The following is a 15,747-nucleotide window of genomic DNA, read 5'->3' as shown; positions in this document are numbered from 1 at the left end:
AAGTGAAGATGCGGCAGTAGCCGACTCGAATTAATCGTAGGCTTCTTTGTCTGACCACTTAATGGAAGCCGGGTTAGGATTGTCGCCAATCTTGCGGTCAACCTTGCCAACCTGCGCTCGGCCTTCGGTAGACTTCTCAGGGGCAGTACCATCTGAGGGATGGAGAAGAGAGGTCTCGCCGCCGGGTAGCACCCGGTAAATCTTATAGTCCTTGATCTTTTGGGCGCGGAGCTGACGATAGGCAAGGGCAAGGCACTGCTCTTTGCGGGCTAAATACAGCAAATTCTCACCGGAGTGCATGGTTGCCGATCCGCCAGTGGGCATCTCGAAAACGTTCTCCTCAGGGCTTGTCCAAGTGATGGCATATTTCTCTTCTGTGTCAGCCATCGACAGCAAGCCACCTGTGCTGCCACCGAACAAAGGCGTTTGTCCAGTCAGTGTTTCTGCCATTAATTTTTTCTCCCAATTATGGTCTTGTTCGGGGTACCAAAGTCTTGATAACTACGGGGATCGTATCATCGCCAATGTGCAGTTTTATCAAGTTTGTGAGGAACTGTAACAGTTCTTCAGGTGGTCTTTGGGTCAACGACGACGTTTGGTGACCTTCGATGGCGCTCCCAATGCAATCGGGAGTGTGAAATAGAAGGTGCTGCCCAGATCTTTGCCTGGAGATGTGGCACGAATCTCGCCGCCTAGATTCTGAACAATTTGCCGACAAATTGCCAGCCCTAAGCCTGTTCCACCAGTCGTGCGCCTCAATGCACCTTCTTCTTGGTAAAAACGATCAAATACGGTTTCCAATCGGTCAGCTTCTATCCCTCGTCCGGTATCGGTAACGCTTACCTCTAACATTTGCTCCGTGAGTGGCTCAGCAGCCAGAGTGATCTGTCCCTCGGCAGGGGTGAACTTGCGAGCGTTGTCTAGGAGCTTGGCGAGCACTTCTACGAGCCATTCGCCGTCGGCCTTCACGAGGGGCAAGTCGGTAGGGAGTTCGACTGCAATGGTAGGGGACCTTGTCTCTGTAGGATGCGTCCGCACACGGCTGAGGGCTAAGTCGATGCACTCTTGCAGTGCTAGAGGTTCGGGGTTCGAGTTGACGCGGCCACTCTCTAGGCGAGATAGGGTCAGAAAGTCTTGGATCAGCTTGCGCATCCGTTCGGCGTCGGACAGGGCTGTACTCAGCATCACCTGCTGCAGCTCGTCCGGCATGTCGGGTTCGTTGGCAAGGCTCTCTAAACACACTTGAATGGTAGAAAGCGGTGTCCTTAGTTCATGGCCGGTAATGGCGATTAGGTTGCTGCGTGTGCGTTCGAGTCCCTCTAGCTGCTGGTTGAGGGTCTCGAGGTCGGTGAAGGATTGGGACTGAATTAGGGCAACGCCGACTTGAGATGCGATCGCATCTACCATCGAGATTTCCGACTCACTCCAGGTATAGATCTCTGCATGATGGAGTTCCACCATACCCAGCAAATGTCCTTGATAGAGCACCGGCACCATCAATAAAGATCGCAGCTGAGCCTGCTTCATCTGAGCCTTGAGGAACTTATTCTTAGATAAATGAGAGGGCACATCTTCAACGTAGACCCGCTCTTGACGCTCAGCCACCGTCTGAAACCACGGGTTATGTTGCAGAGACCAAGCCTGGGACAGCAAAGACACCTGCTTTGGCCCCGTGAACTCATACTGAACCTGGGCTTCCTCATCCTGCTCTTGACACTGATAGATAATGCAGCGGTGACTGTTGAGTGCAGTTCCTAACTCCTGTACCGCCGCCTGCAAGACCTGCTCAGAGTTTAGGGAGCGGCGAATCGTTGTGGTCATGGAGTTCACCAACCGCTCTTTGCGTTCTTGAGTCGCAATTTGGCGATAGGCCTTTTGCTGTCGATACTGCCCTGCCTGTAAATAGGTGACGAGCCGATCGGCAAAGGGAGCCGGATCAATGTTATTGAAGCCGTTGTCAGTCTCTCCATCTAACTGAGCAAGAGCCTGCTTGATTTTGGACTTTAACTTGGGCCGATAGTGGCTAATGCGCTCCAGCATCAGTTGAGCTGCCTGACAGGTTACTTGGCGATCGAACGTCCAGATTCCCTCAAAGCGACGCGCCTGATCCATGGAAGAGAGCTTCGGATCATCGACCGTTGGCAATTCTCGACACAGCAGAGAAATTGCATATTGCTGACCAACTACCACCAAATGCCATTCTTGGCTTAAGCCATCCTCAGGCTCAAAAGCGATGGACTCATAAGGGCCAGAAGCATTCTTGAACTCCGTATCTGGAGCCGCCAGCACGTACACCTGCTTCGAACGTTGAGCAATTCGTAGGTAGCGATGGGCTTCTTGACGGTAGTACCGCTCCCGCTGAAAACAAGCAATCACTAGAGGGAAGTCATCGGTACTGGCAAGCACCTGGTCTTCCATGGCGTGAGACAAGGCGGTCAAAGAAGATTTAAAGTAAATTTGTGGCCGAAGCTGGGGCTGAGCATCCAGCAGCATTTGGAGTACGGAAGTGGCAATAATCATGAATGTGCCCTTTTATCCAATACAGCCGCCGCCATCGATGCCGCGTCTGCATTGTTTCACTCTCAGAAATAACCCCCTATCCCAGCGGAGTGGCATAAATGCTCAGAGGTCTTTCTCCTAGCGTACTAGATTCCCCACCCTCCGACGTAATCTAAATCCCTTAGGGGGGGATAGTTTGTAACGGTATGTTATAACTCGCATCCATGGATATCCACCCACCTTGGCAACGACCATCTGTCGTTTACCACAGTCAGCGCTTGGCCCATAGTTTTCATCACTGGACTGGAGGCCAACTGGTGCCAGCGGCAGAGGCTACAGCAATGGCCCACCAAATGTTTGTAGCTCCTTTTGTTTTGCTTTCTCACGGCCTGGAGGCCGATCCGATTTTGAACTACGGCAATCAAGCCGCGCTGGACCTTTGGCAGACGGACTGGGAGCAGCTCACACGGATGCCTTCTCGATTAACGGCAGAACCCACGGAGCGTCAGGCTCGGGCTCAGCAATTGACGCAGGCCACCGCCGCTGGCTGCATTGAAAATTATCGAGGGATTCGAATCACTCGCACCGGTCGACGTTTCTTGATTGAGAACGCCACGATTTGGGATGTGCTAGATGAAGCGGGCGATCGCTGTGGGCAGGCGGCTAAGTTCTCTGACTGGATGTGGCTTGAGTCTGACTGAACCCCGGATTTATAAGTGAGATTCTGTCTGAGACGGATCATCCGAGATATCCTAGTACACTAGACTTTCTGCATGAATGGCTTAGATTTTGCGCTAGCCCCCTAAATCCCCCAATTTGGGGGACTTCAAGATCTTTAGTTTTCCCTCAAAGCTGAAGACTGAAGATTGAAGCATAGGGTCGCATGTAAAAGATTCATTGTTGGTCCTGATTTAGAAGCGTGATTGATCTTAAACAGCTACGGGAAAATCCAGAAGCATTCAAGGCGCGTCTTAGCCGCCGTGGAGACTACGATCTGCAGTCTTTGCTCGATCTAGATCAGAAGCAGAGAGGGTTAGAAACAGAGCGATCGCAACTCCAGGCCCGCAGCAATGAAATCGGCAAAGCCATCGGTCAGCAGATCAAGGGGGGAGCAGATCCCAAAGGCTCTGAAATTAAAGCACTCAGAGATGAAGGAAGTCAGGTCAAAAACACGCTCAATGACCTAGAGCCGCAAGAGCGCGATCTTAAAGAAAAGATCGAACAGTTCATCCTCACGATTCCGAACCTGCCCAGCGACAGCACGCCCGTCGGTGAGAATGAAACCGAGAACGTTGAGATCAAACGCTGGGGCGACGAATATATTCCAGCGACCCAAGAACTGCTGCCCCACTGGGAAATTGGTGAGCAGCTTGGCATTTTAAACTTTGGACGCTCGGTAAAGGTGGCCCAAAGCCGCTTTGTAACGCTGGTGGGATCAGGTGCAGCTTTAGAGCGAGCGCTAATCCAGTTCATGCTCGACCGGCAGATCGAGGCAGGCTACACCGAGGTTATTCCGCCGTTTTTGGTTAATAGTGCGTCCCTAACCGCGACAGGGCAGCTCCCCAAGTTTGCCGAGGATAGCTTCAAGTGTGAAGACGATGACCTCTGGCTAACCCCCACTGCCGAAGTTCCGGTCACGAATCTCTACCGAGATGAGATCTTGACGACGGATCAGCTACCGATCGCTCACTGCGCCTACACCCCCTGTTTTCGTCGAGAGGCCGGCAGCTACGGACGCGATACGCGCGGTCTGATTCGCCTGCATCAGTTTAATAAGGTGGAGCTGGTGAAGTTTGTGCATCCAGCGACCTCTGCTGAGGAACATGAAAAGCTGCTGCAGGACGCGGCCGCAATTTTGGAAGCCCTCAAGCTGCCCTATCGTGTTTTAGAACTATGCACTGGGGATCTTGGGTTCTCAGCAGCCAAGTGCTACGACCTAGAAGTCTGGCTACCCTCAGCAGAGACCTATCGTGAAATTTCTAGCTGCTCTAATTTCTTGGATTTTCAGGCTCGACGCGGGAATATTCGGTTCAAGGAACCGGGGCAGAAGGGAACTCAGTTTATCCACACGCTGAACGGCTCAGGACTTGCTGTGGGGAGAACGATGGCGGCGATCCTTGAAAACTATCAGCAGCCCGACGGTACCGTTAAGATTCCAGATGTTCTGCAGCCATATCTGGGGCGTCAGCAACTCTAGTCTTTTCACCGTCGTCAGCCCTCAATTGTCACCGGATTCTGATGCCTTACTCAGAGAAAAAACAATGGTGAGCGCATCTGGTTGTTATAAATGAGAAATGGCGTTTTTCTCGCTAAAATCAGTTAAAATGTCAAACTAAGTTGGCTTATCAGTTGGTTAAGCTGCGTTAGCCGTGGTGAGTGAAAGGCAGTTGTAGGTGACCTTCAATCCTTATATCAAGGATCGCTTAGGTTGTCAGAACAAGTTGATGAGGGGGGTATATGGGGATGGATCCTAGGAGTCAGTTGTGTCTGGGGCTCTACCTAGATTCAGATATTTTTCAGGGGCTGGTCTCTGAATTGAATCAGAGCTATGGCCAGACGCTTCAGCAAGTTCCTTTAGCGGTGGCACTGCAGGCGATGCATCAAGCATGGGAGTCTTGCCACGAGACCTTTGATTCGGCGGGTGAATTTGAGTCGGCTAGTGAGAATGATTAGGTAAGAGATTGCCTCGAATGTGATGGGTCATGCATCAATGATCACGGGGCAGGCACCTCAATGTGGTAAAACTGCAGAACCTTGCTGCCTATGTAGTCAAAAGATCAACGGCAGTTATGTCCCACTCGAAGCTTCCTATGTCTAAACGCCTTACCCTTTCCTTGGTTCTAGGGACGTCTCTATTGCTTGGGTGTGGCACCCAAGACACCGCAAAATCGCCTAGCCAGATATCGGAAACTAGCCAGATCGTTAGTGATGCGATCTCGCCTCTCACCTCTCTCCCCTCAGAAATTAGAGCCGACCAGCTTAAGCAGCTTGCCCGAGGGGGATCTAAGAAAGAGAAGAGACAGGCAAAGTACCTGCTCGCCACCGATCTGATTGAGCAGCAGCAGGGTGAAGCCGCCTTAGAATATCTGGACGGATTAGACAAAAAATATTCGGTACTCAGGGGGGAGGTGCGTGTTCTGCAGGCCAAGGCCCATACCCTTGCTAATGAAACCGAAAAAGCCCAGGAGATCTGGGAAAAGATTCTAGACAAACAGCCGGAGGAGCCGGCGGCAGCGGAGGCTCTGTTTGCCTTAGGGCAGCAAGATCCACAATTTTTAGATCAGATCATTGAGCAATTCCCCAGTCATCCTCGGGCTATTGATACTGCAGTGGAGCGGCTCAAGGCTAACCCTGCAGATGTGAAGATGCGGGTACTGATCGTAAAATATGGTCACTGGCACCCTGACTATGGTCGCTATCTACAGCGACTGATCACAGAGTTTGAGGACCAGCTCCAGCCAGAAGATTGGCAGGCGGTTGCCTTTGGCTACTGGGATCGACAGGTCTATAAGCAGGCAGCCTTAGCTTACGAGCAGTCGCCCCAAAATTCTCTAACGGCTTTTCGAGCGGCGCGAAGCCTGCAGTTGTCGGGGGGAAAAGAAGGTGCGATCGCATCTTATAAACAGATGATCGCTGACTACCCTGATGCCGAAGAAACCGCAACAGCCCTGCTCAAGCTAGGGGAGTTGAGGGGATTTGCGGGTCTGCCTCAGCTTGATCAAGCCTTGAAGCTGGCAACCGCGAATAAAGAGACGCACCGAGTTGGCCAAATCTTGCTCGCCAAACATCGAGTGTTGAAAGAGCAGCAGAGTCCTAAGGCTGCGAAGGTCCAGGAGCAGTTACTCAAAGATTATGGTCAGACCGAAGCCGCCGCAGAATTCCGGTGGGACGCGGCTCAAAAACTGGCTGAGGCGAAGAATCTCAAGGCCGCTCGTAACTGGGCACTGCAGGTGCAAAAGGAGAATTCTGAAAGCGAACTTGCGGCCCCGGCAACCTTCTGGGCGGGGAAATGGGGCGAACGGCTGCAGCAGCCCGATGCTATGAAAGAGGCGTCACAGTCCCTTTGGAAAAATCATCCTGAATCCTATTACACGTGGCGTACCGCATCGCTAGCAGGCTGGAAGGTGGGAGATTTCAGCACGGTTCGGTCTGTGCAGCCGAGGGTCAATCGACCGCCCTCTAAACTCCCGCTCCCGAATGGTTCCCCAGCTCTGCAGGAGCTATATCAGCTGGGCCAATCGCAGACGGCCTACGAACGCTGGCAGTGGGAATTTAAAGATCGCGATCAGCGTTCTTTTGAAGCACAGCTCACTGACGGGATCCTGCGGGTGGAAGCGGGGGACTATCTGAGGGGCATGTTTATGATCCTCAATCTGTACTATCGGGCGCAGGAAGAACCGGAGCAGAACGATCTCTATCAACAATGGCGGCAGGATTCGAGGTTTTGGCAGGCGCTCTATCCCCTGGCTTACTTCCCTGAAGTCTCTAAGTGGGCGAAACAACGCAACCTTAATTCGCTCATGGTTTTGGGACTCATTCGCCAAGAATCTCGCTTTCAGCCAGAGATCCGGTCGGTGGCGGGAGCGATGGGGCTGATGCAGGTGCTGCCTTCAACGGCAGAGCAGACTGCTCAGCAGATTGGGCTGCAGAACTATGAAATCACCGATGTTGATGACAATATCAACCTGGGAACGGCCTATTTTGACTATACCCATCAGCTCTATGACCAAAATTCGATGCTTGCGATCGCAAGTTACAACGCTGGCCCCGGCAATGTCGCCAAATGGCTACGAGAGCGCCCTAACACCAGCGCAGATGAGTTTATCGAAGCGATTCCGTTCCCAGAGACCAACACCTACGTCAAAGTCGTTTTAGAGAATTACTGGAATTATCTACGGCTGTACAATCCTGCGATTGCAGAGCAACTGCAGAAGCAGCAGACTTAACTTTGGGCGACCACGAGATCTCGCCCTTTATTCTCCTTCAATAGAGATCGACGCGGCCAGACTAAACACCGCAGCAGAATCCATGTTGCCCGTATTTCGCCAGGAATTTGTCGATAGTGCCATCGTCCCGGACGGCAAAAGAGCGCTTGGATAAGCTGACGCCGTTGGCTCTGGCTGAGGTCAAAGGCAAGCCGTAGGTGCTGCTGCTGACCCTCAACTTCGTTACTGATGACGGTCCCCTGCAGTACGAGATTCTCATCTGGAATCTTGAGGGTCATGGACGTCTGCAGCTCAATCGGAGGCTGATCCGTTTTGGCAATCATCAAGTCAGCCCCTTGCTCAGACACCAGTGTGGTCACGCCTGTGAGAGAAGAGTTATCACCGCAATGAATCTGGACCGGCCATCGCAACTTAAACCAGTGGTAAGGATCTGTTTTGGGTCGTTCCACTAAACTGCGCAGCGCAACGCCAATCATGAATAGGTTATAGCTGCTCCAGAAGAGGCCGATGCTAGAACCTCGATAGGTGCTGGCGACATCCAGCAGTAACTCCCTCGTGATCAGCCCTTTCAGATTCAAGACAAATGAAATTAGCGTGATCGCTAACAGCAGCAGCAGCGGCCAAGCCAAGCGCCAGTTAAACGACGCCTGATCTTTAACAAGACCCTTTGGACTCACTGTAAAACCCTTGCTAAAGGGACTCAGAAGAGAGGCTACAACGGTGGCACTGAGAGGTATGGCAACCGATAGCCAGTACACATCTGAAAGTAGAGCCGAACGGGAACGCTCATTGAGCCATGCATAGGCTGAGAGCTGAACTAGATAAAGAGGCACGAAAAAATACAGCAGGTCTGGATAAGTGAACCGGATTGGCACCAAATCCCAAAACGCATAGATAATCGGAATGATTAAAAAGAACAGTCTCGTAAAGGCATTCAGAGTATTGAGCAATCCTTCAAAATGACTTAGTCTCTGGAGCCAAGTCAGGCCCGGTATGGTCAGGGGGTTGCTGTCAATAAAAAAGGCCTGCAGCGTTCCACGTGCCCAGCGCGCACGCTGCCCTGCGAAGGTTTCCATATTCTCGGCAGCGAGCCCTGCACTCAGCTTCTCGCTCAGATACACCAGCTCATATCCCTGGGCTGACAGACGAATCCCCGTGAAATAATCCTCACTTAAAGAGTTGGTCACGAAGCCTCCGACCGACTCTAGGGCGCTGCGGCGCATCACAAACGAGGTGCCACAACAGACCATGCTGCCCGAACTGCCGCGAATCGGCTGAATGTAGCGATAAAAGATTTCTTCGTCTGGGTTCATCACGTCTGCCCAGCCGAGATTACGGGAGACGGGGTCAGGGTTGTAGTAGCTCTGAGGGGTCTGGACCAGGCAAATATTATCAGTCTGGAAAAATCCAACCGTGCGGTGGAGAAAGTTTTCTGTGGGGATAAAATCAGCGTCAAATACTAGGAGTAGCTCACCTGAGGTAGTTGCGATTGCATGATTAAGATTCCCCGCCTTAGCATGGTCACTTTCCGATCGAGCAATGTACCGGCAACCGAATGTCTCAGCTAATGCCGCCACCTCAGGGCGGGCAGTATCGTCCAAAAGATAAATCGTCTTATGGGGATAGGCCATCGCCTGACAGCCCACCAAAGTTCGCTCCAGAATGAACAGCGGCTCGTTATAGGTCGGAATCAACACATCAACCGAGGGCGTATAGGTGCCGTTGTGAACCGCTACCGCCATCTGATCCGCGCGTCGACTCTGATCTTTGTGGCGCAGTACCAGCAAAAGCTGAATGCTCGTGGCCCCCAGCAACATTAGCTCGGCCCCCAGCAGTCCTAAGCTGAAAATACCGTTAATCGGATCCGTCACATTGAGCGTTGCCAGTAGCCGCCAAAGAATATAGCGAACTGTCAGCGCCAGAATAATGCCTACCACAATGGTCCGAGACCAGGGCCGGGGCTGCGGAGAGCAGCGCATTACGCCTAAAACCACCAGCATCAAGCTAACTGTGGGCCACCATAATTGCTCCGCAGGTACAGTGGAAACATCTAGCCAGGCTGGTGGATGCTGCTGCCAAGCAGCCATAGCCTGAAAGAAACTGTGTGTTAGCCCCCCCTCCGTGAACCAGGCAATCATCAGCATCACAAAGCCAATGGCAGATCCCAGGAGAACGAGGGTTGTGGCATGGGGCTTTTTAAAACGACGGCCATCAATCATCCGCTTCTCTTGAGGGGGCTGGGACGGAGCCATCGACGTAAAATGCCTCTGAATGTGCCTTGAAATGTCTGGTTTTGCTGTCATTTGGTGAATGACCGGATATTTCTGAGTTTAAGCTCAGTATCATGCAATGAACTGAGAATGAGATGAGGGTAGAATCAACAACTTCCCAGGAAAGATTTCAGTAAAACCTTAGATGAAACCCAGGAAAAACTTGGGAAGCGGCCGTTAAGGTAGCAATATGCATTCATTCGGAGAATATTAAATGCGTTCAGCTAATCATGTTGCGGCCATCGGTTTAGTGTCTATTCTTACCTTTGGTGGTGTTGGAGCCATTACCCTCTCGCAACCTGCCACTGCCAACCAGGGCCAAGCCCAACAGGCTGGAACCTTCGTGGGCGTCGATCATCCAGCAGAGGGGAAGGCTCACATTGTGACCAACGAGGGTAAAAATTATCTTGTCTTTGATGACGCATTCCAGTCCCATGAGGGGCCTGATCTATTTGTACTTCTCCATCGATCCGAGGTTCCCGAAAGCTATGCCGAAACAGACTATGTCAATCTAGGAGATCTCCAAAAGGTTAACGGAATGCAGGTGTACGAAATTCCCGCTGATGTTGATCCCTCGACCTTTAAATCTGCCGTCGTCTGGTGCCGTGAATTCAACGTCACTTTTGGCTATGCGCCTTTCCAAAATTAGTGGGACTAGAGACCGCTGAAATCAATCGATCGACGGTTGCCCGCTGAAGTTGAGGTTGCCTAGACGCCGCTAGACTTGCGAGTCCAGGCAGGCAAGGGGAGAATGCCTTTAGTATGGCTATATTGCAACGGGCAAGGAGACTGAAAAATCGATGGCGATAGACGACATAATTCTGCTGCTGCATCCAGCCCTTGCTGTGGCCGTAGTTTTCCCGCTGATTGGGATGGTTCTGAATCGAGCTTGGCTCACGCGAACGCGTCGCTTGCAGTCTGCTGCGGGGGGCAAAAGCAAGATTGCTCCGGTCGTCGGTCCAGAGCATCTTCAGCTTGGCCGCTGGCTCACGGGTCTAGTGACGGGCCTCTCTCTGATCGGCATGGCTCACCCGATCAGCAGCAATATCATTAATCAAACGCTCTGGACAAAGGAGCCGTTCAAAGTTGCTTTTATTGGCTTGATGTTTGCTGCAACTATTGCCACGCTGGTGCTTTTGTACCGTGCTAAGCCCTGGTACTGGCGAGCTATCTTTGCCACGCTCAGTAGTCTAGGTATCATTATTTTGGGCGCTCAGGACGGTATTTTTCGCCGCGATAATGAGTGGTTCATATCGCACTTCTATTACGGCATTGCAGCCACTGTATTGATGATTATCTCGCTGGCAATTGTGCCAGAGATTTACCGCGATCGCTCTCAAACATGGCGACGGATTCATATTGCCCTCAATTGCTTTGCCACACTGCTCTTCCTCGGGCAGGGGCTGACGGGCACCCGTGATCTATTAGAAATTCCACTGAGCTGGCAGAAGCCTCATATCTATCGCTGTGATTTTGAACAGCAAACCTGCCCTGATGCCAACAGCCAGCTTCCGCTCACGAGTCCGCCTCTAGTATGAGTGAGTCCAATGCTTTAGTGGTCGGTGCTAGCCAGGGTATTGGTCTAGGCTTTGTCCACCATCTGCTGCAAAAGCCACAGATTACAAAGATCTATGCGACCTATCGATCACCCGCGTCCGCTGCAGGACTGCTGACGCTGGCAGAGCAGGAGCCGAGGATACACTGCCTGTCCGTTGACATCACCCAGGAAGAACAAATTGCCCAGTGCTGCGAACAAATTCAGATGGAGAGCACCTATCTGCACTGGGTTATTAACTGTGTGGGCATTCTTCATGAGGGAGAGCTAGCGCCAGAGAAGGGGCTTAGACAGCTTAATGCAGAAAAGTTAACGCGCTATTTTCAAGTCAACAGCATTGGAGCAGCCCTGCTGGCAAAGCATTTGCTGCCGTTGCTGAAGCATCGCGATCGCAGCACCTTTGCCACGATTTCGGCCAAAATTGGCAGCATTGGCGATAACCGTTTGGGGGGCTGGTATGGGTATCGAGCCTCGAAGGCGGCTCTCAATATGTTTATGCGAACGGCGGCGATTGAATACCGACGCCGGAGTCCCCACACCATTATCGTGACGCTCCATCCAGGAACAACGGATACCAAGCTATCAGAACCTTTTCAGCGCAGCGTACCTCCCGAGAAACTATTTTCTATCGATCGCACCGTTACGCAACTGCTGACTGTATTAGACAGCTTAGACATCGATAATAGCGGCCAGTTTTTCTCCTGGGACGGTACCCCTCTTCCCTGGTGAGCCATTCAGCACCAATTATAAATCTCATGCCTCTCTATTCCTCTGGTTCTCTCTCAAGAACGGCTATACCCATTCCTTCAGAATGGTAAGTTACGAAGGAAGCAACTCCGGCAGTGATAGATGATTCCCCAGCGTAAGTTTCGATTGACACCTCTCGTTTGGACCGTACTTTTAGTAGGGTTAGTTAGCTTTGGCTGGCTCCAGCCCCAGCCTGGATGGGCGGCAAATGAACGCAACGTCAACTATACGCTGGCCGATTTAAAGGCGACCGATTTCTCGAATAAGGATGTTTCGGGCACTTCTTTTGCTGGGGCCGATATGCGGAATGCTGATTTTCATGGAGCGAATCTGTCGGCTACGATTTTGACCCAGGCCGTCTTCCAGCGGGCAAATTTGAGTGGTGCAGATCTGTCGGAGGCGTTTGGCGATCGCGTCATTTTCAATGATGCTGATTTGAGCAATGCTCTGTTTGTAAATGCCTTGCTCACCTCCAGTATTTTCTACAACACGGATATTACAGGGGCCGATTTCACTGATGCCCTGATTGATCGGATGCAGGTCACAATGCTCTGTGAAACGGCGGATGGTGTCAATCCTTCAACAGGTATGGATACCAGAGAAAGTCTAGGGTGTCGTTAGGCTCTCAAAAAGCCAGAAGGATGCGCAAAAGCAATCTTAAGACAATCTTGCTTGTATCTAAAAATACATAACTGCGGCACTGCTGTTCTGTAAAATTCAGGCTGAAGTAAGCATGTTTTGTTGTTGGTCATAGACCTGCATTTTTAGTGGTGCATCGGTGATGTACTTGAGTGTTTGTTGCGTTCAGAGTTGAAATTTATAATGGCTAATCTTGGTGTGAGTTTTATGAGCTTTAAAGTTGCGATCGCAACCCTATCACTGATCGGTTTAGCCGCAACATCGGCCACCGCTCAAGCTGTCTCAGACACCGATATTGAATCTTTTTTGGGACTCACTTCAGGAACGATCGATGGTCTGGGGAATGGTGATGCAACCGAAGGCTCCGCTATTAAACAGACTTTTTCAGGGACTACCGGACAAACCTTAACATTTGACTGGAACTTCCTTACGAACGAAAGCACGCCTTCGTCCTTCAACGACTTTGCTTTCATTTCACTTTTCCCCGATGGCAACTCAACCCTTGCAGACACCAACTCGCGTTTTCCGTTGCTGGGAAACAATGTTAGCTTTAATAGCGAAACAGGCTTCAATGCCTTCTCTTTCATTCTGCCTGCAGATGGGGACTACACGCTGGGCCTCGGTGTCGTAGATGTCGGCGACACGGTTGTTGATTCCGCTTTGTTGGTGGATAACCTGAATTTAGGCACAAACGGTAGCTTTGAAACGGGTGAGTTCTCAGGCTGGGAAACCGTCGGAAATGCTACGATTGCTGACTCTTCCTTTGGAATCGATCCCACAGATGGAAACTCACAGGCTTTGCTAGCCACAGCAGCAGTACCGGAGCCAACAACCATCTTAGGTTCCGCTTTGCTGCTCGGCGCTGGAGCTTTTCTGAAGCGCAGGGCGCGACGGTCTCAGAAGGCCGCTACACAAGAAGCCTAGTAACAGACAATGCTTTGATGAAGGCTGCTGCTTATGGCAGCAGCCTATCTTTAGGCTAACTTCAGGAATGCAAGCTAGTGATGCTCCTCTAAAAAAGCATTGAGTTCCTGAACAATCCACTTCTTCTCTGGATTCGTAAGCATCTCACCGAACTTGTGAGGCAGGGGCGTTGCTGGCAAGACACAGGCATCAACCTGACGCCACCCTCTGGTGTATGAAGCTTGCAGTACAGCTTTGCTTAGATTGGAAACCTTGCCCAACACTTGTCTTCCGGACCATAGGGTCTGCCATTTAATTCGAAACTGTTGCTCGTTCATCTCGACACGAGTGCGCCCCGTCAGCTCGAAGATTGCCACTGCCGAGAACCTTAGCCCCAAGACCGAGAGCAGAACTGCACATAAGATCAAAATAGACGAATTCATTCCCCCACCCGGTGGAGCACTGTTGGCTTTGAGCAGCACAAGAACATTCCAAAGCAGTACAGATATTGTCGCTCCAATAAAAAAAGTTTCTGTTTGCAGACCAATGGGTGGAATATTAAGAGCAAATTTTGTTTGAGTCCTTTTAAGTTGAATGCGACTACCTGGAGGTTTATCAGACGGCTCTACAGCGCTGGAGGTATCGTGAGATTTTTTTTCAAGGTGAACACTTTTGAGGGCTGCGAGGGCTCTCTGTGCTGTGATAAATCGCTCCTCAGCAATGGGCTCAGTCATTTGTTCAAGCCAACTGGCAAAGTGAGGTTTGATCTCAATCTGCAAATTGTCTCGAAACATAAGCTTGAGACGCTTTTGCGGTAAGTCTCCTGGGTGACAGCCGGTCAGCAGAAAAATTAGTGTTGCCCCTAGCCCATGTAGATCAGTTGCACCATAGGCTTGACTACGAAATTGTTCGGGTGCCATATAGCCGTAGGTACCCACAATCGTACTGCCGTGGGCCGTCGCATGACTTAGCACGGCCTGTACTGAGCCAAAGTCCACTAAATAAATGCAGCCATCTTGACCACGAATAATATTATGGGGCTTGATATCTCGATGAATGATGGGTGGCGTCAGGCCATGTAGATAGATCAAGATATTTAGCACCTCAGAGGCAATCCGTTTCGTCTCAGCCTCTGTTGACTGCCAACCTCTCTCGACTAACGCAGCCAACGATCGACCCGGTGCTAAAGCCTGTACGAGATAAAAGAGGCGATCGCGGTCACTATCAACCTGGAAGTAGTCCAGATACTGCGGAATTCCCGGATGCTCAAGATGGGAAAGAACTTGAGCTTCACGCTCAAATAGTTCTAACTGCTTCCAGCCCTGCATTCCCCGAAAAGACATGACTTTGAGAGCGACTCTCTGATAGGTTTGCACGTCCTCTGCTTCATAGGTCGTTCCAGAACTGCCTTGGCCGAGGGAGCTAACAATACGGTAGCGTCCAGCAACAACATCGTTTGTGGTGTGTATGTGGTCAAACACGGTGGTTTCCAACTCTCAACGGCACCGATGCAAGAGACTGCTTTGATCATTAGACAAGCCGCCCATGCTTCTGCATATAGGATGCACACGAGAGTTTGTATTTATGACTCAGCCCGGAGGCAGACCGTCTGGTCGCCCCCCAACCCAGCTGCGGAGCCATTCTTGAAGCTCAGTAGGTGTAGAAACAGGTGGCTTTTGCCACGGTGAGGCGCACCAGACAATAAAAGCCGCGAGCAACAGGAAAAAGACGCCGAAGCCGATCCCAAACCCATCGTTACCATTCTGTAATGCACTAATGATAAAGCTGAGGCCAAAGCCCAAGGGAATGAGGCCAATAGCTGCAAACATGATGTTGAACAGGCGGCTGGTGCCTCGTCTGATTCTTACATTTGGGTTATGGAGCTTAAGACACTCAACAACCTCAAAAACCAATGTGTAATAGTTGTGGCGCTGAATGCCCGTTTTCACGTCGTTGCACTTGATCGAAACTTTGTCTGATTCGGTCGATAACTGAAACTCCGAAATCCAGAATCTTTTGGAGGGTAGATCGGTGAAGTGCCCCCCAATCAACTGCGAAAGATCAATCTGCTGACCACTCGGCGTCCTTAATATTTTCCCAGATAGAAGCCAGCTCTGGGCTGAACGCAGAGGTGCAGGCTTAAACGTGATCTCCATTATTCTCTTGAAAACGTATATTCGGCAAGGCC

At 51.1% G+C, this 15,747-nt stretch carries 14 protein-coding genes; 9 read left to right on the top strand and 5 right to left on the bottom strand.

Annotation, left to right across the window (positions count from 1 at the left end):
• Positions 1-30 precede the first annotated feature (30 nt).
• A complete protein-coding gene (locus C1752_RS23110) occupies positions 31-450 on the bottom strand; it encodes a photosystem I reaction center subunit II PsaD (protein WP_110988416.1) in 420 nt (139 codons plus the stop codon).
• Between the two features lie 132 nt (positions 451-582).
• Positions 583-2,520 carry a DICT sensory domain-containing protein gene (locus C1752_RS23105; protein WP_110988415.1) on the bottom strand — a complete coding sequence of 646 codons (1,938 nt, stop codon included), beginning with the start codon at positions 2,518-2,520 and terminating at the stop codon, positions 583-585.
• A 203-nt stretch (positions 2,521-2,723) separates the two neighbouring features.
• Here C1752_RS23105 and C1752_RS23100 point away from each other — a divergent pair, with 203 nt between their 5' ends.
• The 4 genes from C1752_RS23100 to C1752_RS23085 all read left to right on the top strand — a co-directional run bounded on the left by C1752_RS23100 (position 2,724) and on the right by C1752_RS23085 (position 7,445).
• The gene (locus C1752_RS23100) at positions 2,724-3,200 is read left to right on the top strand and encodes an MEKHLA domain-containing protein (protein ID WP_110988414.1); all 477 of its coding nucleotides are present in this window, start codon (positions 2,724-2,726) and stop codon (positions 3,198-3,200) included.
• Between the two features lie 218 nt (positions 3,201-3,418).
• Positions 3,419-4,696 carry a serine--tRNA ligase gene (gene serS / locus C1752_RS23095; protein WP_110988413.1) on the top strand — a complete coding sequence of 426 codons (1,278 nt, stop codon included), beginning with the start codon at positions 3,419-3,421 and terminating at the stop codon, positions 4,694-4,696.
• 260 nt (positions 4,697-4,956) lie between these two features.
• Positions 4,957-5,172, top strand: coding sequence for a hypothetical protein (locus C1752_RS23090; protein ID WP_146242413.1), 216 nt, complete (start codon positions 4,957-4,959; stop codon positions 5,170-5,172).
• A gap of 137 nt (positions 5,173-5,309) precedes the next feature.
• Positions 5,310-7,445: a transglycosylase SLT domain-containing protein gene (locus tag C1752_RS23085; protein ID WP_158535167.1), complete on the top strand. Its 2,136-nt coding sequence runs from the start codon at positions 5,310-5,312 to the stop codon at positions 7,443-7,445.
• Here C1752_RS23085 and C1752_RS23080 read toward each other — a convergent pair.
• Positions 7,442-9,697 (bottom strand): glycosyltransferase, encoded by a 2,256-nt coding sequence (locus tag C1752_RS23080; protein ID WP_110988410.1) that lies wholly within the window; start codon positions 9,695-9,697, stop codon positions 7,442-7,444. The genes C1752_RS23085 and C1752_RS23080 overlap by 4 nt on opposite strands.
• 232 nt (positions 9,698-9,929) lie before the next feature.
• On the opposite strand from C1752_RS23080, the gene C1752_RS23075 reads away from it, so the two are divergent.
• The 5 genes from C1752_RS23075 to C1752_RS23055 all read left to right on the top strand — a co-directional run bounded on the left by C1752_RS23075 (position 9,930) and on the right by C1752_RS23055 (position 13,580).
• Positions 9,930-10,364, top strand: a complete 435-nt coding sequence (locus C1752_RS23075) for a DM13 domain-containing protein (RefSeq protein ID WP_110988409.1) — start codon at positions 9,930-9,932, stop codon at positions 10,362-10,364.
• 151 nt (positions 10,365-10,515) lie between these two features.
• A complete protein-coding gene (locus tag C1752_RS23070; RefSeq protein ID WP_110988408.1) occupies positions 10,516-11,253 on the top strand; it encodes a DUF4079 domain-containing protein in 738 nt (245 codons plus the stop codon).
• Positions 11,250-11,999, top strand: coding sequence for an SDR family NAD(P)-dependent oxidoreductase (locus tag C1752_RS23065; protein ID WP_110988407.1), 750 nt, complete (start codon positions 11,250-11,252; stop codon positions 11,997-11,999). The genes C1752_RS23070 and C1752_RS23065 overlap by 4 nt, the downstream gene beginning before the upstream one ends.
• 120 nt (positions 12,000-12,119) lie before the next feature.
• Complete coding sequence (locus tag C1752_RS23060; RefSeq protein WP_110988406.1) at positions 12,120-12,638, top strand: pentapeptide repeat-containing protein; 519 nt, start codon at positions 12,120-12,122, stop codon at positions 12,636-12,638.
• 225 nt (positions 12,639-12,863) lie between these two features.
• Positions 12,864-13,580 carry a PEP-CTERM sorting domain-containing protein gene (locus C1752_RS23055; RefSeq protein WP_233501841.1) on the top strand — a complete coding sequence of 239 codons (717 nt, stop codon included), beginning with the start codon at positions 12,864-12,866 and terminating at the stop codon, positions 13,578-13,580.
• A gap of 74 nt (positions 13,581-13,654) precedes the next feature.
• On the opposite strand, the gene C1752_RS23050 is transcribed toward C1752_RS23055, so the two are convergent.
• A complete protein-coding gene (locus tag C1752_RS23050) occupies positions 13,655-15,040 on the bottom strand; it encodes a serine/threonine protein kinase (protein ID WP_110988433.1) in 1,386 nt (461 codons plus the stop codon).
• A gap of 108 nt (positions 15,041-15,148) precedes the next feature.
• On the bottom strand, positions 15,149-15,715 hold the full coding sequence (locus tag C1752_RS23045) for a hypothetical protein (RefSeq protein WP_110988404.1): 567 nt from the start codon (positions 15,713-15,715) through the stop codon (positions 15,149-15,151).
• Positions 15,716-15,747 lie beyond the last annotated feature (32 nt).

Origin of the sequence: Acaryochloris thomasi RCC1774 (genome assembly GCF_003231495.1) — a bacterium.
Classification (GTDB): domain Bacteria; phylum Cyanobacteriota; class Cyanobacteriia; order Thermosynechococcales; family Thermosynechococcaceae; genus RCC1774.
Note: the sequence above shows the minus strand (reverse complement) of the source record. Positions and strands in the feature narration are given on the sequence as shown.